Genomic DNA, 23,470 nt, shown 5'->3' with positions numbered 1-23,470 from the left:
ATAAATAGGATGGCGTTATAACCAACCATTTTACTCTTTAATTTTTTCTATCAGATTTGATTTAGAATCATATATGCTCTTTAATTTTTTTCTATTAGATTTGATTTAGAATCATAGCAATTTAAATCATTGTATGGTAAGATTATTAATGGAATCTTCAAGAGGAGGTAATACCTTTGTATAATGCATTATTAATCGCATTGATGGTGGTAGCAGTTTTACTGATTTTATTAGTAGTTTTACAACCAGCCAAAAGTAACGCTGCCAGTACATTAACCGGTGGTGGCGCTGATCAACAAGGAAGACAAAAAGCGCGTGGCTTCGAAGCTTTCTTAATTAAAGCGACATCTGTTCTAGGTTTTGTGTTCTTTGCTTTAGCCCTTGCGTTGGCCTATTTATCAGCTAAATAAGATTTTTGAACTATGATAAACCCTTATTTTATGCGTTTGTCATAGTTTCTTTTTTTGCAGTGAAATAGTAAATAATGTACAATAAAAAGGAGTAGGAGTGTGAAAGATGAGTGAAACAATCATAGAAAACAGTCGTTTTTATCAAGTTGAAGGAGCGACTACAGGTGTTATTTTATTTCATGCCTATACAGGATCGCCGAATGATTTTTTATCTACGGCACGATTTTTACAAAGAGCGGGCATTGAAGTGTTATGTCCCACTTTTAAAGGGCATGGTACGGATGATATTTACGATATTTTAGAAGCTCATCCCGATCAATGGTGGGAACAAGCACAAGCAGCATTACATTATATGCAAGGGCGTCAATATGAACGATTATTCGTATTTGGTTTGTCGCTAGGAGGAATCTTTGCGACACGTTTATTAACCGAAAACCATCAAGCTAATTTAGCGGGTGGCGTGTTTAATTCTCCCGTTTTTACTGCTCAACAAATTGATGTTGGTTATTTCTTCGAACAATATGCACGTCATTTATATGAGAAGCAAAATCGCTTAGATGAGTATCAAGTGGAAAAGGGCCGTATAATGAGTCTTTATCGTGAACAAATTGAGTCGATTTCTTATTTTGCGATGTCTTTTTATATGGAATTATCACAAATTACCAGTCGCTTTTATCTTGCTCAATCAGGCGAAGATGAAATGATTAATCCAGAAGATGCGTATTTAGTGAGAGACGCATTAACCGGCGCGCAAGAAGTTGATTTCCAATGGTTTGAACATAACACTCATGTCATCACTACCAATCGAGAACGCTCTGCGTTTGAACAATCCCTATTAGCCTTTATCCAAAGATAAAATTTAAAATGAGAGAGGAGGCTCACGATGTCATTAACAAGTTTTGAACAAGAACTTTTAGCATTTTTTAGAGCCAATAAAGGAACAGGCTTTACAATTAACCAACTAGCAACTGAATTTAAGATGCAAGGGGTCAAGAAATACAAAAAGCTCGTTAAAGCCATTACTTTTTTACAACACATTAAAGAAGTGGAAATGATCAATGGCAATAAATTCAGATCCATACAAACGTCTCATAATTTAATAACAGGAACATTCCGCGCCAATAACAAAGGATTTGGTTTTATTACTTATGAAGAAGGCGAACCAGATTTATTTGTCCCACCAACCAATACGGGGGCAGCGATGAATGGCGATATCGTCGAAGCACAAATTATAAAACGAGTTGACCCCGAAACGGGCAAAGGCTCGGAAGCGATGGTTACGAAAGTCATTGAAAGAGTAACCAAACAAATGGTGGGTGAATTTTATAGTTATAATCAAGATGAACGTGAACAGACCGGTTATTTAGGTTATATTGTACCTCAAGGTGAATATGGCGAAGAGGTCAAAATAATGGTCTTGCCTGAAGGGATTCATCCGGCAGATCATACGATTTGTATTATTAAGATTAAAGAATATCCCACAAGCGATAACCCTAATCTTTTAACTGGTTTAGTATCGAAAGAGATAGGTCATCGTGACGCACCAGGTGTAGATATTTTAGCCATTCTGTTTCAGTTTGGAATTCCGCATGAATTCCCTGAAAATGTGATGGCAGAAGCAGATGCGGTTCCACAAGAAATTGATCCTAAAGATTTAGAAGGGCGTCGTGATTTAAGAAGTGAATTAATTATCACCATCGATGGGGCGGATGCGAAAGACTTAGATGATGCGATATCATTAGAGAAAAATGACGATGGTACTTTCCAATTAGGTGTCCATATCGCTGATGTTTCGCATTATGTAAAAGAAGGCTCGGCCATTGACCGTGAAGCTTTTGAACGTGGAACCAGTGTTTATTTAACAGACCGTGTGGTGCCAATGTTACCGCAACGTCTTTCTAATGGTATCTGTTCCTTACATGCCAATGAGGACCGTCTAACGTTAACTTGCGACATGAAAGTAGACACCCGTGGAGAAGTCATCGACTATGAGATTTATCCAAGCGTCATTAATTCATCCTATCGAATGACTTATGATGCGGTCAATAAAATGATTGATGGCGATGATGTAACCAATCGCGAGTTTAGCGAAATCAGTGACATGGTACAAGAAATGGCGGAGTTGCATCATATTTTAGAAGCGAAAAGAACCAATCGCGGAGCATTGAATTTTGATGCGCCAGAAGCTAAAATTATTGTAGATGAAGAGGGTCACCCACTTGATATTCAATTAAGAGCTCGTTATACAGGGGAAAAATTAATTGAATCCTTTATGTTATGTGCCAATGAGACGGTGGCTTACGAATATACGAAGCGTCAATTACCTTTTGTTTATCGTATTCATGAACAACCTAAAGAAGAAAAAATGTTGCGCTTTGCGGAATTTGTGACCAGTTTTGGGATGGTATTAAGAGGGAATGTAGCGCAAATAGAACCGCGTCAATTACAACAGGCACTTAAAGCGGTCGAAGGGGAGCCCTTTGAACAAGTGGTGTCAACGATGATGTTACGCAGTATGCAACAAGCTAAATATAGCGATTTACCAGCAGGACATTTTGGATTAGCAGCTGAAGACTATACTCACTTTACTTCGCCAATCCGTCGTTATCCAGATTTAATGGTTCATCGATTAATCCATCGCTATTTAGTCCATCAACCAAGTGCCAAGGAAATTGAAAAATTAGAAGATAAATTACCAGGCATTGCGGAACATGCTTCAAAAATGGAACGACGGGCAGTAGATGCTGAACGCGAAACCGATGCACTGAAGAAAACAGAATATATGATGGACAAAGTTGGAGAACAATACGAAGGGATGATTAGCTCGATTACGTCATTTGGTATTTTCGTTCAATTACCGAATACAATTGAAGGCTTAATTTCCTTAAAAGATTTAGACGATGATTATTATGAATTTAATCCTCAACATATGGTATTAATGGGACGTAACCGTGGAAATATTTACCGCATTGGTCAAAAAGTGACCATTGAAGTAATGGCGGTCGATATGGATGAACGTAATATTGATTTTAAATTAATTAAAGCGGAGCCTATGGAAGGCATGAGGCCCATTAGTTTACCGAAACAAAAAGGCAAAAAAGATAAAAATAATCGCCCAAAATCGATAAAAGATTTTCAACGAGCAAGTGGAAAAGAGAAAGCTTATTCAAAGCGTAAAAACTCTAAAAAGAAAGCTGATAAATCTTCAGCGAAAAAATCTTTTAAGATTCGTAAGCGAGGTAGATAAGGTAGGTGGAGTCGATGGCACAACCTGGAAAGGATAAGCCATTAGCGCAAAATCGTAAGGCTCGTCATGACTATGAAATCATTGAGACTTACGAAGCAGGTCTAGTATTAAAAGGGACGGAAATTAAGTCTATCCGTAAAGGCAAGATGAATATTCAAGATGCTTATGTCTCGATTCATCAAGGTGAAGCTTGGTTAAAAAATGCCCATGTAAGTGAATATGATCATGGAAATATTTTTAATCACGATCCATTACGAGACCGTAAATTATTATTACATAAAGCAGAAATTATTAAGATGTCTCAACAAGTAAAACTAATGGGAATGACGTTAATCCCATTAAAAGTATATCTTGTCAGAGGACGAGCTAAATTATTGTTTGGCTTAGCTCGTGGTAAGAACAAATATGATAAACGTCATGCCTTAAAAGAACAACAAGCTAAACGAGATATTGACCGCGCGTTAAAAAACAGATAAAATAGACTATATTATTAGAACTGAGTTAATCTTATTCTCATTTGAAATTAATCAAATGGAATTATCTCAGTTCTTTTTTTACAAGGAGGTAAGGTAGATGTCACAACGTTTGAAATTGATTTTTGCTATGATGGTGGTAGGAAGTATTGGTTTATTTGTTCATTACATTGCCTTACCATCTGCTACGATTGCGATGTTTAGGGCAATCATTGGGTCATTGTTTATTTTAGGATGGATTCATTATAAAGGGATTGTTTTTGATTGGCAGGCAATCCGTCAAAATTGGCTCTGGCTATTAATTACTGGTTTTGCGATGGGATTTAATTGGATTTTTCTTTTTGAAGCCTATAAATGGACCACCGTTTCGATTGCGACTTTATGCTATTATATGGCGCCAGTAATGATTATATTATTATCTCCATTAGTATTTAAAGAACATTTGACAAAGGGGCAAATTGGCTTAACCTTGTTAGCAGTAGTGGGCGTCGTCTTTATTTCTGGTGGATTAAATGGTGCTAGCCCCAATCATCTAAAGGGCATCTTTTATGGTTTAGTGGCCGCAGTTTTATATGCGACGATTATGATTTGTAATAAATTAGTTAAAAACTTAGATGTAATGGTTAAAACTTTTGTGCAACTGGCCATTGCCGCAGTCGTCATGATTGGATATGTCAGTCAGACGAGTGGACTCACAAGTATCAAAATGGATTTACAGACTGTTATTTTGATCTTATTGATCGGCGCATTACATACTGGCTTTGTGTATGTATGGCTATTTGACTCTTTCGATCGTTTGCCATCACAAACCGCTTCGCTTTTAACTTATGTTGACCCTGTAACAGCTATTATTTTGTCATACATCTTTTTAAACCAATCGATGACTCATTTACAAATAGTCGGGATGTTACTCATCTTAGGTTCGACCGCTGTCAATGAGTTACTTAAAGTAAAGCTTCCGCTTAAAGCAGAAGTAAGGAAGTAGTCAGCAAAGGGATTTTTTCCTATTAAAGCAAAAGTAAGGAAGTAGTCAGCAAAGGGATTTTTTCCTATTAAGATGAGTGAGAATCATTTGAAGCTTGATTATTGTTGATTTAATATTATGCGCTTGCAAATGCTTACAATAGGTGTTAGTGTAAAAAGAAAAAGGTGAAATTATGGATCAATTAAAACTTAACAATATGACCTTAACCTGGTTAGATGGAGGTCAAACAGCTTTAGATGGGGGTGCCATGTTTGGGGTTGTCCCGAAACCTTTATGGTCTAAAAAATATCCCTGCAATGATAAGAACCAGATCGAATTAGCAACTGATCCCATCTTAATACAACATGAAGGGCAAAACTATTTAATCGATGCGAGTGTTGGTAATGGAAAATTAACCGATAAGCAAAAACGCAATTATGGTATATGGTCAGAGCCACAACTCGAAACGAGTTTAGCTGAGCTAGGTCTAACAGTAGACGATATTGATGGTCTATTAATGACGCATTTACATTTTGATCATATTGGAGGATTAACCATACCGAATAATAAAGGCGAACTGGTTTCACGCTTTCCCAATGCTAAAATATATGTATCGGCCATCGAATGGGATGAAGCACAACATCCGAATATCCGTTCAAAGAGCACTTATTTTGAACAAGATTGGCAAGCAATTGTCTCACAAGTGGAGACATTTAACCAAGAATTGGTCATTAATGATGCGATTAAAATGCAACATACGGGCGGACATAGTAATGGCCATGCAGTGGTTATTTTAACTGATGGCCAACAACAAATCATTCATATGGCAGATTTGATGCCAACTCATGCTCATCAAAATCCGCTATGGGTTTTAGCATACGATGATTATCCGATGACTTCTATCTTTGAAAAAGAGGCCATTTTGAAAAAGGCTTATCAAAAGCAAACGATCTTTACTTTTTATCACGACGCCTATTATCGCTGGGTACAATGGGATACTCAAGGCAAGAACATTATCAAATCGGCAAGACGAAATATGCCAAATTACATCCCATGGTTTGAATAGACTAAGTAGCAACTGGACCAAAAATTAAGAATCAATAGAGTAGACAAAGAGAGTCATGGAGATGATTTTCATTAACTGTCTACTCTTTTTTGGTGCTAACATGTTGACGTAAATATGGGTAGATAAGTGGACACAAACATGGAAAATAAGTTGACACAAACATAAGCAAAAAGAGTCTACGCAATTATAAACGCATCTTCTTAAACAATAAGCTCAACTTATCGTTTTTATGATTAAAAGCTATTAGACGGACATTCTTTAATCGGGTAATATTAAATTAGATAATGAAAGCGTTTAAAATAAGGAGTGTTGATTATGACCCAATCAGTGGAAGAACTAGCAAAATTATTATATCCTGAAGATATCTATAATGAAGCCGCAGCTTTAACTTTAGGCGAATTAAAAGTGCTACAACATTTAAGAATCGAATTAGAAGAACGCGTACGTCCAATTTTAATTAAATGCTATGAAAAAGCGCAATTACCACGTCAGGAAATCTTGACGGCTTTTCGCAATGCTCGGATTATGGATCATCCAAGTCTTTTTGAGGGCCGTGACGAGAAATGGCGTGTACGTGAAATTTATAATGCCTTTTTATATTTAGAAATGGCCCGTTTTGATCCTTCGGTGGCGACCTTTTTTACCGTTCATGGAGGGTTAGGGTATAATACGATATTAATTGGGGCTAATGAAGCCCAACGCGAACGATATGGAACAGCTATTCGTGAATTTACAGCTCAAACTTGTTTTGGGTTAACTGAACCGGATCATGGTTCTGATATTGCAGGTGGATTAGCCACAACAGCTGAAAAAGTTGGAGATGAATGGATTTTAAATGGTGAGAAACGGTGGATTGGGGGAGCCAAAACCGCTGATTTTATTCCCATCTTTGCCCGTGATACCGAAACGAAGAAAATAAAATGCTTCATCGTACCAGGAGATGCCCCCGGTTTAAGTGTTGAAGATATTCAACATAAAATCGGTTTGAGATTGGTGAATAATGGACATATTACCTTAAAAGATGTTAAAGTACCTGATGCAGATCGCTTAGAGCATATTAATGGCTATGGTGATGTGGCGAAAATCTTTATCCATACAAGGACTGATGTCGCTCATATCGCAATGGGAACAGCGGCTGGTGCCTTTAATGCAGCCCTTAAGTTAACAACGACCCGTGAACAATTCGGGCGTAAATTAGCAAGTTTCCAATTAGTCCAAGAAAAATTAGCGCGTATGCAAGCAAATGTCGTAGCAGCGATTAGTTATTCAACACGTGTAGCGAACCTTCAAGAAAAAGGCATCCACGAGATGAAAAATTCATCCTTGGCTAAGATGCATAATGCCCTAGTCATGCGTGAGACGGTTGCACTTGCTAGAGAAGTTTGTGGAGGTAATGGCATAACTTACGAAACCGAAGTGGCCAGATTCTTTACCGATGCAGAAGCGATTTATACCTATGAAGGAACTCATGAAATTAATGCAATGATCGTCGCACGAGAATTAACCGGCATCGGCGCCTTTGTCTAAGATCGTTCATTAATATAAATGATTGTTCTATAAAATTTTACAAAACAGCTCGAAAAGATTATGATAGTTAAATAACAAGAAAGTGAAGTAAGGAGGTATTCAATGACAGAAGTCGTGATCGTTTCTGCCATCAGAACCCCAATTGGCAAGTTTGGTGGGGTTTTTAAAAATATAGACGCCGTTCAATTAGGGACCAAGCTAGTACAAACGGCTATTAACCAATTAAATTTACCGGTGGATGCAGTGGATGAAGTGATTATGGGAAATGTACTAGGTGCTGGCTTAGGACAAAACATTGCCCGTCAAATTGCCATCAAATCAGGATTATCAGAAACAACTAATGCTTATGTGGTGAATAAAGTATGTGGATCGGGATTAAAATCCGTTATTTTAGGTGCACAGTCCATTTTGTTAGGAGACAGTGAAATCGTCATTGCAGGGGGAACTGAAAATATGTCACAAGCCCCTTATTTAGATTTATCAGCGAGATGGGGAGGAAGAATCGGACATCGCCAATCCATCGATATGATGCTCAGTGATGGTTTAACCGATGCTTTTAGCCAAGAACACATGGGAATTACCGCTGAAAATATTGCTGAAAAATATCAAATTAGTCGCGAAAAACAAGATGAATTTGCGGTTTCAAGCCAACAAAAAGCGGCTAAGGCTATTGAGGCAGAGCGTTTTAAAGAAGAAATTGTCCCTATTTCAATTCCGCAAAGAAAAGGCGACCCAATCATTATTGCAACGGATGAAGGGGTCCGCCCAGATACGACCAAAGCGAACTTAGCAAAATTAAGCCCCGCTTTTAAAAAAGAGGGCAGTGTTACAGCTGGAAATGCTTCTGGATTGAATGACGGTGCAGCGATAGTCGTGATGATGTCGAAGGAAAAAGCTGAGCACTTAAACCTGACACCATTGGCAACCATTAAATCGTATGCTACGGCTGGAGTGGATCCAGACTATATGGGACTTGGTCCAATCCCCGCAACCGAAAAAGCTTTGCGTAAAGCTAATTTATCAGTAGAGGATTTGGAATTAGTTGAAGCCAATGAAGCCTTTGCTACTCAAGCCATTGCGGTAACTGATCAATTACAATTAAATCCAGAAATCGTGAATGTTAACGGTGGTGCCATCGCATTAGGACACCCAATCGGTGCGAGCGGAACGCGTGTTTTAGTAACTTTAATCCATGAAATGATGAAACGTGACGCTAAAAATGGTTTGGCTACCCTTTGTATCGGTGGTGGCCAAGGCATCTCGTTGATTGTCGGTTGATGAAATCAAAAATAGAGATTACATTGTTACAAGGCTAAAACGTTGGGATTCTCCAAGTGAATGGAATTACCTTCGAAATTTGGCAGTTGATGAGAGTATTTAAGAATAGTCTGTTCAATCTGCAATAGTTGGTGGAAGATGTTACTTCCCACTAGCTATCGTTGACCCCCAACACCTTGTAGCAATTGTGATGCTAATATGAATGACTCTAGCAACGCCTTAATTCGGTTTTGCTAGAGTTTTTCCTATTATTTAGATGAAGCTATCGTGCTAATTCTACCTTTCCTATAGGAGCAGGCATCGACAGGAATTTTATGGGAGAAAATGTTAGTGCCTAAAAATTTCCTACTTATATTTAATTAGAATATAAGAGAGGCTGGCAGGTGTCATTTACACAGCAATGCTAGCGACCAAACTTTAATCATTGATTGTTCTAAAATAATGATTGCACGAAATACCATTTTCAAGCAGTTCCTTTAAATATCACCATCAAATCGTATCATCAAACAGTATCATTCAGCAGCACTTTAAAAAAGTACTATCAAAAAGCACTATCAAGAAGCACTATCCAAAACCCATGATTTGAAAACGTAATCTTAAACTTTGTATTTGATTTTATTTTAAAAAATGTTTACTATTGAAAAGTAAAGAAAAGAAAGGGGAAGAAAAACAAGATGAAATATATTTTTAGTTATTTAAAAAAATATCCAAAACTGCTTGCATTGGATGGCCTTGGGGCTATTTTTTTTGTGGCGATAAACTTAGGTTTACCAACTATCCTTGCACGTATGATTGATGAAGGCATTTTGCCTAAGAATCAAGAAAGACTTTATTTTTGGGCTTTGATGATGTTTATCTTAATCATTGCCGGACTCTTCGGGCGCATCATCTTATCATATGCTTCTAGTAAATTAACGACCTTAATGATTAAGGAAATGCGTAATGATTTATTTGATAAAATTCAACAATATTCCCACCATGAATATGAACAAATCGGTGTTTCATCCTTAGTCACTCGTGTTTCAAGTGATGCCTTTGTATTAATGCAATTCGCCGATATGTCTTTAAGAATGGGTGTCGTTACCCCCTTAATGATGTTCTTTAGTATGGTGATGATTTTAATTACCAGTCCTTCATTAGCTTGGTTATTATTATTCGCGATTCCTATCATAGGTTATTCTATCTATTGGATTGCGGTTAAAACGCGTCCTTTATCGGAAAAACAACAAGCTACGTTAGATCGTGTTAATCAATATGCCAGAGAAAACTTAACGGGGCTACGAGTCATTCGTGCTTTCGCTCGTGAAGAATATCAAGAAGAGCGTTTTGAAACTCAAAATACAACTTATGCCGATACTTCTAAAAAACTTTTTAAATTATTAGGCTTAGCTCCAAGTTTATTTACCCATGTTTTAATTTGGATTATTGTCTTAATTATGTGGTTTGCCTTAAAACCGATTGAACAAGGCAGTTTACAAGTAGGGGATTTAGTAGCATTCATTGAATATGCCTTCCATGCCTTATTCTCCTTTATGCTATTCGCAAACTTATTTATGATGTACCCACGTACAGCTGTTTCAGCTAGTCGTCTACAAGAAATTTTAGACTTACCAATTTCGATTGATCCAAATCCAAATGGTATCACTGAGACTGAACAAAGAGGCTACTTAGAATTTGATAATGTAACCTTTGCATATCCTGGTGAAACTGAAAGTCCAGTCCTACATAATATTAGTTTCAAAACCAAACCGGGTGAAACCATTGCCTTTATTGGGAGTACCGGTAGCGGGAAATCGACACTCGTTCAGTTAATTCCACGTTTCTTTGATGTTAGTTTAGGAAGAATATTAGTAGATGGCGTTGATGTTCGCGATTATAATTTGAAAGCATTGCGTCAAAAAATTGGTTTCATACCGCAAAAAGCTTTATTATTTACGGGAACAATCGGTGAGAACTTACGTTATGGTAAATATAACGCGACTGATAAAGAATTAGAAAAAGCCAGTGATGTATCGCAAGCAAGTGACTTTATTAAACGAACTCAAGAGCGATTCCAAACACATCTTTCTGAAGGTGGTGTTAACCTTTCAGGAGGGCAAAAACAACGTCTTTCGATTGCTAGAGCGGTGGTGAAACAACCGGAAATCTTTATCTTTGATGATAGTTTTTCAGCTTTGGATTACCGTACTGATGCGGAATTAAGACGTCGCTTAAAAGAAGTTACGAAAGAATCAACCGTATTAATCGTTGCACAAAGAGTCGGCACGATTATGAATGCGGATCAAATCATTGTCTTAGATGAAGGGGAAATTGTCGGACGAGGCACTCACGAAGAATTATTAAAAACAAATCAGATTTATCGAGAAATTGCCAATTCGCAATTGAATCAACAGTCAATGACAGAAGAATAGAAAGGAGCGATATAAATGAAACAACGTAATGTCTTTTTAAGAGCGTGGGATTATTTGAAACACTATCGCTCTGCGGTATTTTTATCTTTATTTTATACAGTATTTGCAGCCATTATGAATGTGCTAGAACCTTATGTATTAGGTTTGATTATGACGGAGATTACTCAAAATGTCACAGAAATGATGCAAGGCGTTCCAGGTGCAGGGATTAACTATCGTTTTATCCTAATCTGGTTAGTCATTTACTTCTTTAGAGGGTTATTATGGCAAACAACCACTTATGGTTCTAACTACTATATTACGGAAGCAGTACAAGGAGCGATGCATGATATTCGTCGCGATTTAAATGCGAAATTAAATAAACTGCCCGTTTCGTATATTGATGGTCACTCATTTGGTGATTTATTAGGACGTTTAACGAATGACGTTGAGTCTGTATCCAATGCCTTACAACAAAGTATTTTACAAATCATTAATGCGATTTTAAGTATTGTGCTTGTTATTGTGATGATGTTAATTTTAAATCCTTTATTAGGTACCATCATTTTTATTAGTATGCCTATTTCCTATTTTGTAGCGCAAGCAATTTTGAAAAAATCACAACCTTATTTCAAACGACAAGCTAAAATCTTAGGAGAAATGAATGGTTATATTCAAGAGAATTTCTCTGGCTTTAATGTCATTAAATTATATGGTCGTGAAGATAATGCACGTGAAGATTTTCAACGAATTACAGATGACTTAGAACAAACTGGTTTTAAAGCAAGTTTTATTTCTTCTTTAATGGTGCCTTTTGTCAGCGTAGTCTCTCATATTACTTATTTATTATTAGCCTTCTTTGGTGGGCAAATGGTAATGGCGGGTAAATTAACGATTGGTAACTTACAAGCTTTTGTACAATATGTATGGCAAGTTAACCAACCGATTCAAACGATTACCCAATTATCGGGTCCATTACAAAGTGCTAAAGCGGCCCTTGATCGTATTTTTGAAGTGTTAGATGAAGAGGAAGAAGTGTCAGAAGTCACTCAACATTTAACCAAACCTTTAACAGGGCATGTGCAATTCGACAATGTGTCCTTTGCATATAATCCAGAGCAGCCCTTAATTCAAAACTTCAATGTGGAAGTGCAACCCGGAGAAATGGTGGCGATTGTCGGGCCAACTGGTGCTGGTAAAACAACGATGATTAACTTGTTAATGAGATTCTATGATGTCACGAAGGGTTCTATCAAAGTAGATGGCATTGATATTCGCGATTTACCAAGACAAGAATATCGTCAACAATTCGGTATGGTTTTACAAGATGCTTGGTTATATGAAGCAACCATTAATGAAAACCTGCGCTTCGGTAATCTCGATGCGACCGATGAAGAAATTGCAGCAGCAGCTAAAGCAGCCAATGTCGATCATTTTATCCGTACTTTACCGGGTGGTTATCAAATGCTAATGAATCAAGAATCAAGTAATATTTCATTAGGACAAAAACAATTATTAACCATCGCCCGTGCGTTATTATCGAATCCAAAAATCTTGATTTTAGATGAAGCAACCAGTTCAGTCGATACACGTTTAGAGCAACTGATTCAAAAAGCGATGGCTCGTTTAATGAAAGGACGGACAAGTTTTGTTATTGCCCATCGACTTTCAACGATTCAAGAAGCTGACCGTATTTTAGTGATGAAGGATGGTCAAATTATTGAACAAGGGAACCATCAAAGTTTATTAGATCAAAAAGGATTTTATTACGAATTGTATCAAAGTCAATTTGCGAAATAAAGAAGGTCACTCTTGATTTAAAACTAGAGGTATGACTAGATAGCTTTTAAAAAGTTTATGTCTAACCTTCGTAACATATAGCGACAAAGCTATCAAATGAATTTCAAATACTTCGTGTATTGGAAGGATTTTGATAGCTTTTTTTATTGTTTGATGCCGGTCATTCGGGCGATTTTGTCCTTTTTTTATTGTTTGATGCCGGTCATTCGGGCGTTTTTGTCCTTTTTTTACGACTGATGCCAGTGTGTTGGTCTGGTAGCATCATAGCGTTTTGATAAGCTAATACTAGTTAGTTTGTCGGATTTTGTTCATTTTTTATGACTGATGCCAGTGCGTTGGTGGGAGAACATGATAGTTTTTTGATCATCTAATGTACGTGAGTTTACCCGGAACGTGATAGCTTTAATGAACGCCTAAGGCTAGTCAGTCGAACTGGATTTTGATATGATAAATTTACATTGAGACAATTAATTTTTATCGAGGGAGACTATTATATGAAAACATACCAAAAATTTATCTTAGGTGGCTTAAGTAGTTTAGGAGCACTTGGATTAGCTGCTTGGACTTATAAAAAAGTCGATTTAGCACAACGACTACCATTAGGTACCTATCGGATTCAACCGACTATGAGAGATTTAATTAACAGTCAAAATAGTCGTCAAAAACTACAGTGGCAGACTGATAATGGCACGTTTAGAGGATGGGAAGATGAAACGGTTCTGCGCGTACAAGGAATTCGTTATGCCATTTCAGAACGTTACGGCGCTCCTGAATTGTATAACTATCCTGAAGGGATCTTTGATATGATGACACCCGCTCCTTTAAGTGTACAAAATCGTTCGGGATTTGAGGAGTTCTATGGTGGAGTCCAATATGATGCGATTCCTCAAGATGAATTTGGACAGTATTTATCCATTACATTGCCAAAAGATATTCAACCAAATGAGAAACTGCCAGTGTTAGTATGGATTCATGGTGGTGGTTATGGAAATGGAGGTATCGATATAAAATCTTATGACCCGCAATTACTAGTATCGGAACATCGTATAATTGTGGTGAGTATTAGTTATCGTCTGGGCGTTTTAGGTTATTTAAGAGACCGTGACGGACATTTCGCTAATTTAGGATTATTAGACCAAATAGAAGCTTTAAAATGGATTCATCGTAACATAGGCTATTTTGGTGGCGATAACCAACAAGTGACGCTTTACGGCGAATCGGCTGGTGCCAATGCAGTCCAATATTTAATGATTGCACAAGGAACACAAGAACTGTTCCAAAAAGTAATAATCGCCAGTTCACCTTTTGCGACGATGGATGATCGTAATGAAATGAATTGTCAAATGTTAGCAGCTTATAACCAATTGCCAATCGACGCGACGCTTGAAGAAATACTAGCGAAACAAGATCAAATGATAGCCAATATAGACGAAGAAGGTTATGCCAAAAACATGTTCTTTGCACCACATTATGGCGTTTATCCATTACCAACGAAGGAAGAGGCTGAAGCTGCTTGGACAAAAGCTACGCAACGCTTAGATGTGTTAATTGGGGCCACAACACGTGAAGCGGCGGCTTTTATTGGCGAAGATAGTTATTTAAAATTAGCGGGCAGTTTACCTGGCATTAAACGCTTGATCGAACAGAAATTAAAAACATTGTCACACGATATTTTTATAGACGGTGCGGAATCTTTTGCGCAACGTTATGCCAATTCGCAAAGAGCGATGTATTATTATTTAGTGCATTGGGGAGAAGGACATCTCTTAGGAGCTAGCCATACGATTGATTTGAGTTTAGCTTTTGGCAATAATCACCCGCAATCGCCAATTCTTTTAGGGATGACCAAAGAAGCTGTTGATTATTATGGACGTCAATTCCGTGGGGTATTAGCTGATTTTATTAAAAGTGGTGCAATAGATGTTGATGAAATTCCCGATGTCATGACGATTGAACATTTAGGTAAATAATTAATGCGTTCCAGTGCGTAACAAAAAACCTAGCAGTGAAGGATAATCCGGACCTGATTTCAATGAGAAGTTCAGCCTTGACTATCAGTTGTCTGCTAGGTTAAATTTGTTGGCATTTTATTCGGGATCAATGAATGGCAAATAAAAGCTGTGTGGAAAGTATTCACTGGTTATAAAAATGCCAAAGGTTTATAAAAGTAATACGTATAATTAAATAGTTTGAGAGTGGCTTAATTGTTGAATGGCCATCTCAATATCGTTGGATGCGCTAATTTCAGAAATAACGCAAATCGCATCAGGATTCATTTTTTGAACTTGTGCGACATTATCTAAGTGTATGCCCCCAATCGCAAAAACTGGAAAATCAGGATTGACGGCTTGTAATTGGCTGAATAATTCAGGACCAATGGCCGGGCGGACATTTACTTTTGATTGTGTAGTAAAAATCGGTCCACAGCCAACATAATCGGCACCGTCATCAATCGCTTGTTGCACTTGTTCGACAGTGTGAGCAGACACGCCTAATAGCATATTATCACCAATTAAGTCGCGTACTTTTTGTGCTTGTGGATCTGTTTGACCGATATGTAAGCCATCAGCTTGAAGTTGAATGGCCATTTCAACATCATCATTAATGAAAAAAATGACATTGTATTGTTGACAGATGGCTTGTGCTTTTTGTGCTAGCTCCAATCGCTCTATATCCGTTAGAATGGACCCATCTTTATCACGGAATTGAAAATAACGAATGCCATGTTGGCAAGCTTCTGTTAGCACGGCCATAAACTTTTCAATTTGTGCAGCTTTTTCTAATTGTGGAAATTGTTGCGTACCTAAAATAAAATAAATAGGGAAAGCGTCTTGTTGTGGCGCTTTTTTTAATGTACTCCATTGACATCTATTCATGAATCGTGACCTCTTTCAATGCGGCTTGTGGATCTTTTGCATAAGCCCAATGGTTGGTTGGGCCATGACCGTGTCCGATACCGAGCGTGTGACTAATGGCAGCGTGAATATAGGCTTTTGCATGATAGACTGCTTCTTCAACCGATAATCCTTTTGCTAAAAATGCCGTAATAGCCGCTGAGAAAGTACAGCCAGTACCATGGGTATGCGGTGTCTCAATACGAGGACTGGTTAAGGTGAAGGTCTTGCCTTGTTGATTGAGGAAATAATCTTCAGCTAAATTATCTTTTGAATAACGATGACCGCCTTTAATGACGACTGCTTCGACACCGAAGGTTAATAATTTTTCAGCTGCTTGTTGGCGTTCTTGATCATTAGTAATCGCAATGCCCGATAAAACTTCCGCCTCTGGAATATTAGGAGTAATTACTTTTCCTAATGGTAATAACTGTGTGCGTAAAGTATTTTGAGCTTCTTCTAATAATAAAGAGGCACCACCTTTCGCAATCATCACCGGATCGATCACTAAGCGCGTTTGCAGTTTGTTTTGTTTAATGGCTTCAGCCACTGTTTGAATCACTTGACTATCATGTAACATACCGGTTTTGACGGCTTGAATTTCGAAGTCACTCGCGACATGATTAATTTGGCCACTAATAATCTCTAAATCCATTGGTTGAATGCCGTGAACCCCTAAAGTGTTTTGCACCGTTACGGCCGTTAAAGCAGAAGTACCAAAGGTTTCTAAAGACATAAAAGTTTTTAAATCCGCTTGAATTCCAGCACCACCGCCACTATCTGAGCCGGCAATGGTCATGACCACTGGATAATGTGTATTAGTCATTACTTGACATCCTTTCTTGTTTAATAATTAGGTTTGTTAATTCGTTATCATATGTTTTTTTATCATTTGCTTTGACCGAGTGTTCATATAATTGGTTTAATAAATGAATCGGTAAATCACCAGGTCCGGTAGTCAATTGAACGGCACGGCCTCCGCACCAAGCATAAAATCCGGTCGCTAAAGTGGCTGCCGTTAAATAGTCAGTAGGCGTAGGTGCTTGACTGATAAAAGCAGCGACGATGGTTGTTGCGACACAACCAGTGCCGGTCACATAACCGAGTAAAGCATCGCCATATTGATGGGCATAGACAACCGTTTGATTAGCGATATAATCAGTTTTGCCAGTGGCCACCACCACTGTTTGATAAAGGTTGGCTACTTTTAGTAAATGATCGGTCATTTCACCTTCAGGATGACCACCATCCACGCCTTTACCATTACTTTTCGCTCCAGCTAAGGCAGCAATTTCGGAATAATTACCGCAAACAGCGGCGATATCGTATTCACTTAATAAATGTTCAACATAGGCAAGCCGATTGGAAAGTGCCGCTACCCCTACCGGATCGATGATGACCGGAATTTGTTTGTCATTAGCCGCTTTTATGGAAAGCTCAATCGCCTCCATTTTATCTTGATTAAATGGGGAGCCGATATTAATGACAATCGCTTGAGATTGAGCCGATACTAAGGGACTGGCGTCCGGTTCATCGGTCATAATCGGTGAAGCACCAATGGCTAATAGGGCATTGGCCTGGAAATTGGTGGTCACTTTATTAGTTAAACAATTGATTAAAGGGTTTTGTTTGACGATTTGCTCGAGATAAAACGTCATTTGCTCGTTCATAACTTATCCAACTTTCTATTATAAAAGACAGGAGGGGGTAGCTAATTTGAAAACCACTGATTTTCTGATTGCTACTGACCCTCCATTCATCTTGATTATTTACTTAAATCTTCCACTAACTCTTCAGCTGTTAATTCTTTAGCAATTGAACCTTTATCAGCTAAGAACTTCGCAAAGGCTACATAGTCATCAACAACTAAGTTACCAAAGTCACCTTTATTTACCATGTAATGTTGTAATAATGCCCAAGATTGAATTTCGATTTCTTTGTCTAATACATAAGCATTATCTTCATTTTCAAAAATCGTTTCAATCGCTGCTTCAGGATCTTCTAATGCTTTATCAAACCCTTTTTTCAATGCACGCATAAACGCTTGTAGTTCAGGTTTTTTGGCTTCGATGGTGTCATTGCCCGCTACGAAGATTAATTCATCGGAATCTGGCACTCCAAACTCTGTGAAGTCAAAGTAATCCACGTCATAACCTTCTTTTTGTAACATTAATAATTCGTGATTAGTATAAGCGCCAATTAATGCATCGACTTTATCTGTTGCTAAAGCAGGAATTAAGTCCCATCCAACATTAACCATTTGCGCTTTGTCATAACTTGCACCGTCATGTTCCATCATCGCTTCAATAATATTTTCAGAAATAGTGGTCGCTGAGTAACCTACTTTTTTACCTTCTAAATCTTTTGGAGTCGTAATACCAGACTCTTTTTTGTACATGACAGCATCTAAACGTTGTTGCACTAATGAACCGATGGCTTTCGCTGGAATACCTTCAGCTACTGCTTGCATTAATACCGCTGGATAACTCACCGCAATATCCGTTTGACCAGCACCGGCTAATTTAATTGGATCATCTGCTTCAGCAGGCATATTAATCGTTAAGTTTAATCCTTCTTCTTCAAAATAACCTTCTTTAATCGCCACATAGATTGGAACATGGTTCGCATTTGGATACCAGTCTAACATTAAGGATAAATCCATCTTTTCTTCGGCTTGCACTGATTGTGGCATCCATGGTAACACCGTTAAGGCCATTAATAAAGTTAAGCATCTGACAACTAATTTTTTCATTTTTATTTCCTCTTTTCTGTATATAAATATTTTAATGAACGATTTTCTAATAATCCGACGAGGTTAAATAATAGAATACCAATTAAGGATAGCACTAAAATACCGGCAAACACGCCTTCAGATTTAATACTACTGGACATTCGACGAATATAATAACCTAACCCTTCAGAGCCACCGAGCCATTCTCCAATGACCGCCCCGATTAAAGAATAGACAACGGACATTTTTAAACCCGAGTAGATAGACGGTAGCGCGAATTTCCATTGTAATTGGCTAAACATTAGCCATTTTGAAGCACCCATCACTCTGAATAATTCGAGATACTCTTCATCCGTTCGTTTTAAGCCATCGAAGACACTCACCACGACGGGGAAAAAGGTAATCAAAAAGATAATCGCTACTTTGGTCCATAAACTATAACCAAACCACAGTACAAAGATGGGGGACAAGGCGATGGTCGGGATCGTTTGCGAAATCAGGACAAAAGGATAAAATGCCCGCTCGATAAAATCAGAATAATAGAGTAGAATACCAATCAATAAACCAAGTCCGATTGAAAAGGCTACGCCTACGATGACTTCTAATAAAGTTGCTTGAGTGTGCGTCCATAGTTGTGGGGCTTGGATAAAGATGGTTTTAATCACATCACTTGGTCTCGGAATGATAAACTTTGGTACCCATTCACTAGCAACCGCCCATTCGATAATGACTAATAGAACAGCTGAAACAGATAGGAAAGGCCAGTAACGTTGAATTAACTGTCGTAGTTTATTCATGGATGGCCACCTCCAAAGCTTTTTTATACTCAATAAATTGAGCATGATAACGAATGTCTTTCGGTCGTGGACGTGGCAAATCAATGTGCCACTCTTTGATTTGGGTATCGTCGCCATTATGCCAGTTTTGTAATAAATAGACACGATTACTTAAAAGCACTGCTTCATCAATATTATGCGTAATAAAAACAATCGTTTTATTTAATTCTTGCCACAGTGATAATAACCATTGTTGCATTTCATATTGCGTAAAACTGTCTAAGGCTCCAAAAGGTTCATCGAGCAGTAGTACTGGCTTATTGGCCAGAATGGTCCGTACGAAAGCGGCGCGCTGACGCATTCCACCTGATAGATCTTTCGGTAGAGCATAGGCATACTCTTTTAAACCCGCCTTATCGAGCCATTCTAACGCTTTTTCTTTTGAAACAGGATGTTGCTTATCAAGTTTGCCACTTAATCTAACATTTTCTAAAATGGTCGCCCAAGGAAGTAATAAATCTTTTTGTGGCATATAACCAACATCACCTAATTGAATCGGTCGTCCATCAAATAGAATTTGACCTGCATCCGGTTGAAATTGCGTAGTCAGTAATTTAAATAGCGTACTCTTACCACTGCCGCTTTTACCGATTAGCGAAATAAATTCACCTTTAGGAAAGTTGAGGTTGACATTTTGTAATGTCTTCTCGCCTTTAAAGTCGGGGTAGGTAAATGAGACGTTTTTTATTTCAATCATCCAAAACTCCTTTCTATCCATTTGCTCAAAAAAAAGACCCGTTTCTAAGAAACCGGCCCAAAGCATACTGAGTCTTGACTGATCAAAATGTGTACAGTAAAACAAAATTGTAAACATCCCTACGGTAGTACTAACTACATCAGGTCAAGGGTCAAGGAACATTTCAGAAACCTACTCTCAGCGCATTGGCTCCCCTAGTTTAAAATAAATGGATTCAATTGTTAAAAGAGACCCTTTGATTTCACAAAGAAACTCTATCTGTCTATTAGAATAAATCAAGTGATAGTCAATGTCAAGCAGATAAGTTGAACAAAGGATTTGATTCATGGTTTATAAAAAAAGTAATATAAGCCAGGTTACTGAGTACTAGCTGTAATAAAAAGTTAACAATTCTGTTTAATAATGCCCAAATTAGCAAGTTTCATTACGACGCTAAGTGGACCAGACAGGCGATGGAGATAGAATGTCGATTTTGTTGGTCTTTGATTCATGACATAGTGGTAGGGAGTGGACCATTATTTAATCAAGCATATCCCCCTTTACAATCCAAGATTAATTTGCTAGTCTATTAGTGACACTAGGGGAGCATGAAAATGCTGAGAGAGAAATTGACCCTTTGAACCTGATTCAGTTAATACTGACGTAGGGAAGTGTGCTTAATTTAATCAGCTAGTTTAATTTTTGTTGGACTGCAGCCGATTTAATGCGCACACTTTATCTTTAAAGGTGGGTATTTTTTTGTTTCTAAAATATAAGGAGGAATAGCGTCATGACAAAATTTACTGAACGTGTGTATCCAAAAGTTGAATCGATTTGGGCATCGTATTTAGAACACCCATTTGTAAAGGGATTAGGAGAAGGTACGCTGGCTAAAGAGAAATTTCAACGTTGGTTAACGCAAGATTATGTTTATTTAGTTGAGTATTCAAAGTTAATGGCTCTAGGCGTAGCCAAGTCGACCGATTTATCGATGATGCGTAGTTTTTCAAAAGCATTATTTGGGACCTTAGAGATGGAGATGGAATTACACCGTCAATTTTCAGCTCAATTTGGGATTAGTGAAGCAGAATTATTACAAACAAAAATGTGGCCAACCAATACAGCCTATACTTCTTATATGTTAAATCATGCCCAAGCGGGTGGCGCAGAATATGCGGTAACGGCCTTATTAACTTGTGCTTGGTCATACGCTTATGTCGGCGAAGCATTAGCGAAACAAAGTCCTGAAAACAATCCTTACCAACAATGGATCGATATGTATGCGGGCAAAGAATTCCAAACTTTAGCTACTGATATGAAAAATTTAATGGACGAGATGGCTAAAGATTTACCAGAAGCAACCTTAAAACGTCTAGAAGAAATCATTATTAAAACGTCTTACTATGAATATCAATTCTGGACTATGTGCTATGACGGTGAAGATTGGGAAACCCGATACGAAAAATAACAATTCATAATGAGAGGGAATGATTCAAATAAATACACATAAACAAACTCAAAAACTAATGATTTTATCACTCATGATTGCCTTAGACGTGGTGTTATCACCGATTTTACGAATTGAAGGGATGGCACCAATGTCGAGTGTCATTAACATTATTGCGGCCAGTTTTATGAGTCCTTTATATACCTTTTTAATGGCTTTAATCTGTGGTATTATTCGCATGTTAATGATGGGTATTCCACCATTAGCCTTAACAGGTGCTGTTTTTGGAGCATTATTTGCGGGATTAGGTTATTGGAAGACACGTAACTTCTGGGCGGCAGCGCTAGGTGAATTTATTGGAACGGGTGTCGTAGGGTCATTATTAAGCTACCCAGTCATGGTTTGGTTTACCGGAGTCAAAACGGATTTACACTGGCTGATTTATACACCACGTTTTATGGGTGCTTGTGTAATGGGAGCGATAGCGGCTTTTGTCTTGTACGAAAGACTTAACAAATTATCAGCTTTTCATCGTATGCAACAATTGTTCTTAACAGATAATGAGCGTGTTTTAAGCAGTCAAAATGGTCGCTAATTTGTCCAGTAGGAACCAATCTTATACAACATTATATTAATTTGCGAGAGTAGGCAAATAGTGAAAATAATCTGATTTTTACTATTGATGCCTGCTTTTTTTTTGTGAGAAGCAAGCGCACAGTATGATGTGACCACTATCCAAGTGTTTGATGCCTACTTTTTGTGGGGAAAGAAAACCTACTGAATCAAACGGTTTCGGTCCTCATGTTGATGCCGACTTTTTTGTAGGGAAAAAGATAGTTTGCGGGTGTTAGGCTGGGTGTTTATCTTATATTAGGAAATAAGGTTTGTTTAATGGAATGACCAGATGACATCATTTGTCAAAGAGTGTTAAAGACCTTCTATTGAAAAAATTATGGTCGTAGCTATTTTAGTTAACGGCAAAACTAAATATACACTGTAGGCGAGAGGGGGCGCTCTAAATTATTAAAGTGAATTTTTATGAACCGCCTTTATCAGATAAAACTACTAAAATTACTCTCTTAGCAATTGACTAGAATGCTTTTTTCTTTTATTATGAATAGTTGAAAGTAGTAACGAGGAGGGCTTATTAATGGCGCAATTCTTTTTCAAATATGGGGCAATGAATAGTGGGAAATCACTTGAGATTATTAAAGTAGCTCATAATTATGAAGAACAAAATAAACAGGTGGAAATTTTTACGAGCGCTCTAGATACTAGAACTTCTGTAGGAACAGTCGCTAGTCGCACCGGCTATCAGCGTCAAGCGATTCCGATTACGGATGACATGGATTTATTCGAAAGTATTAAAGCATTAGGACACCGCTATTGTATTTTAGTCGATGAAGCGCAATTTTTAACAAAAGAACATGTGTTACAATTAGCTCGAGTCGTAGATGAATTAGATATACCAGTGATGGCATTTGGGTTAAAAAATGATTTTACGAATGAACTATTCGAAGGTTCTAAGTATTTATTATTATATGCTGATAAAATTGAAGAAATTAAAACAATTTGTTGGTTCTGTCATAAAAAAGCCATGATGAACTTACGCTTTGTGGACGGCAAACCCGTTTACGAAGGGGAACAAATTCAAATTGGCGGTAATGAATCATATTTACCTGTCTGCCGAAAATGTTATTTCCAACCAGGAGAGTTAAAATAGAAGGGGAA

Annotated in this window: 20 protein-coding genes and 2 riboswitches; of the genes, 14 read left to right on the top strand and 6 right to left on the bottom strand. The window is 37.7% G+C overall.

Annotation, left to right across the window (positions count from 1 at the left end):
- Positions 1-176 precede the first annotated feature (176 nt).
- From secG to CYJ72_RS03740, 11 genes are all read left to right on the top strand, one after another.
- Positions 177-410, top strand: coding sequence for a preprotein translocase subunit SecG (gene secG, locus CYJ72_RS03790; RefSeq protein WP_066124205.1), 234 nt, complete (start codon positions 177-179; stop codon positions 408-410).
- A 106-nt stretch (positions 411-516) separates the two neighbouring features.
- Positions 517-1,266: an alpha/beta hydrolase gene (locus tag CYJ72_RS03785; protein ID WP_066124203.1), complete on the top strand. Its 750-nt coding sequence runs from the start codon at positions 517-519 to the stop codon at positions 1,264-1,266.
- A gap of 27 nt (positions 1,267-1,293) precedes the next feature.
- Positions 1,294-3,657 (top strand): ribonuclease R, encoded by a 2,364-nt coding sequence (gene rnr, locus CYJ72_RS03780; protein ID WP_284630558.1) that lies wholly within the window; start codon positions 1,294-1,296, stop codon positions 3,655-3,657.
- 14 nt (positions 3,658-3,671) lie between these two features.
- Positions 3,672-4,133, top strand: coding sequence for an SsrA-binding protein SmpB (gene smpB / locus CYJ72_RS03775; RefSeq protein WP_066124200.1), 462 nt, complete (start codon positions 3,672-3,674; stop codon positions 4,131-4,133).
- A gap of 97 nt (positions 4,134-4,230) precedes the next feature.
- Positions 4,231-5,115 (top strand): DMT family transporter, encoded by an 885-nt coding sequence (locus tag CYJ72_RS03770; RefSeq protein ID WP_284630557.1) that lies wholly within the window; start codon positions 4,231-4,233, stop codon positions 5,113-5,115.
- A gap of 172 nt (positions 5,116-5,287) precedes the next feature.
- Positions 5,288-6,160, top strand: a complete 873-nt coding sequence (locus CYJ72_RS03765) for a YtnP family quorum-quenching lactonase (protein ID WP_066124196.1) — start codon at positions 5,288-5,290, stop codon at positions 6,158-6,160.
- A gap of 315 nt (positions 6,161-6,475) precedes the next feature.
- A complete protein-coding gene (fadE, locus tag CYJ72_RS03760; RefSeq protein WP_066124193.1) occupies positions 6,476-7,687 on the top strand; it encodes an acyl-CoA dehydrogenase FadE in 1,212 nt (403 codons plus the stop codon).
- 102 nt (positions 7,688-7,789) lie between these two features.
- Positions 7,790-8,965: an acetyl-CoA C-acetyltransferase gene (locus CYJ72_RS03755; protein WP_284630548.1), complete on the top strand. Its 1,176-nt coding sequence runs from the start codon at positions 7,790-7,792 to the stop codon at positions 8,963-8,965.
- A 674-nt stretch (positions 8,966-9,639) separates the two neighbouring features.
- Positions 9,640-11,376: an ABC transporter ATP-binding protein gene (locus CYJ72_RS03750; RefSeq protein WP_284630547.1), complete on the top strand. Its 1,737-nt coding sequence runs from the start codon at positions 9,640-9,642 to the stop codon at positions 11,374-11,376.
- Positions 11,377-11,391: 15 nt separating this feature from the next.
- Positions 11,392-13,155 (top strand): ABC transporter ATP-binding protein, encoded by a 1,764-nt coding sequence (locus CYJ72_RS03745; protein ID WP_284630544.1) that lies wholly within the window; start codon positions 11,392-11,394, stop codon positions 13,153-13,155.
- A gap of 494 nt (positions 13,156-13,649) precedes the next feature.
- The gene (locus CYJ72_RS03740; protein WP_284630543.1) at positions 13,650-15,125 is read left to right on the top strand and encodes a carboxylesterase family protein; all 1,476 of its coding nucleotides are present in this window, start codon (positions 13,650-13,652) and stop codon (positions 15,123-15,125) included.
- 210 nt (positions 15,126-15,335) lie between these two features.
- Here the strand turns inward: CYJ72_RS03740 and thiE are convergent, their stop codons facing one another.
- The 6 genes from thiE to CYJ72_RS03710 all read right to left on the bottom strand — a co-directional run bounded on the left by thiE (position 15,336) and on the right by CYJ72_RS03710 (position 20,313).
- Positions 15,336-16,031 carry a thiamine phosphate synthase gene (thiE, locus tag CYJ72_RS03735; RefSeq protein WP_066124182.1) on the bottom strand — a complete coding sequence of 232 codons (696 nt, stop codon included), beginning with the start codon at positions 16,029-16,031 and terminating at the stop codon, positions 15,336-15,338.
- Positions 16,024-16,875, bottom strand: a complete 852-nt coding sequence (gene thiD, locus CYJ72_RS03730) for a bifunctional hydroxymethylpyrimidine kinase/phosphomethylpyrimidine kinase (RefSeq protein ID WP_101813274.1) — start codon at positions 16,873-16,875, stop codon at positions 16,024-16,026. The genes thiE and thiD overlap by 8 nt, the downstream gene beginning before the upstream one ends.
- Positions 16,868-17,719: a hydroxyethylthiazole kinase gene (thiM, locus tag CYJ72_RS03725; protein WP_284630539.1), complete on the bottom strand. Its 852-nt coding sequence runs from the start codon at positions 17,717-17,719 to the stop codon at positions 16,868-16,870. The genes thiD and thiM overlap by 8 nt, the downstream gene beginning before the upstream one ends.
- A gap of 95 nt (positions 17,720-17,814) precedes the next feature.
- Positions 17,815-18,801, bottom strand: a complete 987-nt coding sequence (locus CYJ72_RS03720; RefSeq protein ID WP_066124177.1) for an ABC transporter substrate-binding protein — start codon at positions 18,799-18,801, stop codon at positions 17,815-17,817.
- Between the two features lie 2 nt (positions 18,802-18,803).
- Entirely contained in the window at positions 18,804-19,577 is a 774-nt protein-coding gene (locus tag CYJ72_RS03715; RefSeq protein WP_066124175.1) for an ABC transporter permease, read from the bottom strand.
- Complete coding sequence (locus tag CYJ72_RS03710) at positions 19,570-20,313, bottom strand: ABC transporter ATP-binding protein (RefSeq protein WP_284630536.1); 744 nt, start codon at positions 20,311-20,313, stop codon at positions 19,570-19,572. The genes CYJ72_RS03715 and CYJ72_RS03710 overlap by 8 nt, the downstream gene beginning before the upstream one ends.
- Positions 20,314-20,412: 99 nt before the next feature.
- Positions 20,413-20,519, bottom strand: a riboswitch (TPP riboswitch).
- A gap of 363 nt (positions 20,520-20,882) precedes the next feature.
- Positions 20,883-20,979: riboswitch (TPP riboswitch) on the top strand.
- A 103-nt stretch (positions 20,980-21,082) separates the two neighbouring features.
- Between CYJ72_RS03710 and tenA the strand changes: the two genes are divergently transcribed.
- From tenA to CYJ72_RS03695, 3 genes are all read left to right on the top strand, one after another.
- Positions 21,083-21,760 carry a thiaminase II gene (tenA, locus tag CYJ72_RS03705; RefSeq protein ID WP_101813276.1) on the top strand — a complete coding sequence of 226 codons (678 nt, stop codon included), beginning with the start codon at positions 21,083-21,085 and terminating at the stop codon, positions 21,758-21,760.
- A gap of 19 nt (positions 21,761-21,779) precedes the next feature.
- Positions 21,780-22,334: an energy coupling factor transporter S component ThiW gene (thiW, locus tag CYJ72_RS03700; RefSeq protein WP_071408447.1), complete on the top strand. Its 555-nt coding sequence runs from the start codon at positions 21,780-21,782 to the stop codon at positions 22,332-22,334.
- Positions 22,335-22,889: 555 nt separating this feature from the next.
- Positions 22,890-23,462 (top strand): thymidine kinase, encoded by a 573-nt coding sequence (locus CYJ72_RS03695; RefSeq protein WP_101813277.1) that lies wholly within the window; start codon positions 22,890-22,892, stop codon positions 23,460-23,462.
- Positions 23,463-23,470: the final 8 nt, after the last annotated feature.

The sequence above is a fragment of the Globicatella sanguinis genome, assembly GCF_002847845.2.
Lineage (GTDB): Bacteria > Bacillota > Bacilli > Lactobacillales > Aerococcaceae > Globicatella > Globicatella sanguinis.
Note: the sequence above shows the minus strand (reverse complement) of the source record. Positions and strands in the feature narration are given on the sequence as shown.

Coding starts and splice junctions, on each gene's coding strand:
- CYJ72_RS03770 (WP_284630557.1), top strand. CDS start 4,231: ATGTCACAACGTTTGAAATTGATTTTTGCTATGATGGTGGTAGGAAGT.
- rnr (WP_284630558.1), top strand. CDS start 1,294: ATGTCATTAACAAGTTTTGAACAAGAACTTTTAGCATTTTTTAGAGCC.
- CYJ72_RS03715 (WP_066124175.1), bottom strand. CDS start 19,577: ATGAATAAACTACGACAGTTAATTCAACGTTACTGGCCTTTCCTATCT.
- thiW (WP_071408447.1), top strand. CDS start 21,780: ATGATTCAAATAAATACACATAAACAAACTCAAAAACTAATGATTTTA.
- thiE (WP_066124182.1), bottom strand. CDS start 16,031: ATGAATAGATGTCAATGGAGTACATTAAAAAAAGCGCCACAACAAGAC.
- CYJ72_RS03745 (WP_284630544.1), top strand. CDS start 11,392: ATGAAACAACGTAATGTCTTTTTAAGAGCGTGGGATTATTTGAAACAC.
- fadE (WP_066124193.1), top strand. CDS start 6,476: ATGACCCAATCAGTGGAAGAACTAGCAAAATTATTATATCCTGAAGAT.
- CYJ72_RS03710 (WP_284630536.1), bottom strand. CDS start 20,313: ATGATTGAAATAAAAAACGTCTCATTTACCTACCCCGACTTTAAAGGC.
- CYJ72_RS03755 (WP_284630548.1), top strand. CDS start 7,790: ATGACAGAAGTCGTGATCGTTTCTGCCATCAGAACCCCAATTGGCAAG.
- CYJ72_RS03765 (WP_066124196.1), top strand. CDS start 5,288: ATGGATCAATTAAAACTTAACAATATGACCTTAACCTGGTTAGATGGA.
- tenA (WP_101813276.1), top strand. CDS start 21,083: ATGACAAAATTTACTGAACGTGTGTATCCAAAAGTTGAATCGATTTGG.
- CYJ72_RS03695 (WP_101813277.1), top strand. CDS start 22,890: ATGGCGCAATTCTTTTTCAAATATGGGGCAATGAATAGTGGGAAATCA.
- CYJ72_RS03740 (WP_284630543.1), top strand. CDS start 13,650: ATGAAAACATACCAAAAATTTATCTTAGGTGGCTTAAGTAGTTTAGGA.
- thiD (WP_101813274.1), bottom strand. CDS start 16,875: ATGACTAATACACATTATCCAGTGGTCATGACCATTGCCGGCTCAGAT.
- smpB (WP_066124200.1), top strand. CDS start 3,672: ATGGCACAACCTGGAAAGGATAAGCCATTAGCGCAAAATCGTAAGGCT.
- CYJ72_RS03750 (WP_284630547.1), top strand. CDS start 9,640: ATGAAATATATTTTTAGTTATTTAAAAAAATATCCAAAACTGCTTGCA.
- CYJ72_RS03785 (WP_066124203.1), top strand. CDS start 517: ATGAGTGAAACAATCATAGAAAACAGTCGTTTTTATCAAGTTGAAGGA.
- thiM (WP_284630539.1), bottom strand. CDS start 17,719: ATGAACGAGCAAATGACGTTTTATCTCGAGCAAATCGTCAAACAAAAC.
- CYJ72_RS03720 (WP_066124177.1), bottom strand. CDS start 18,801: ATGAAAAAATTAGTTGTCAGATGCTTAACTTTATTAATGGCCTTAACG.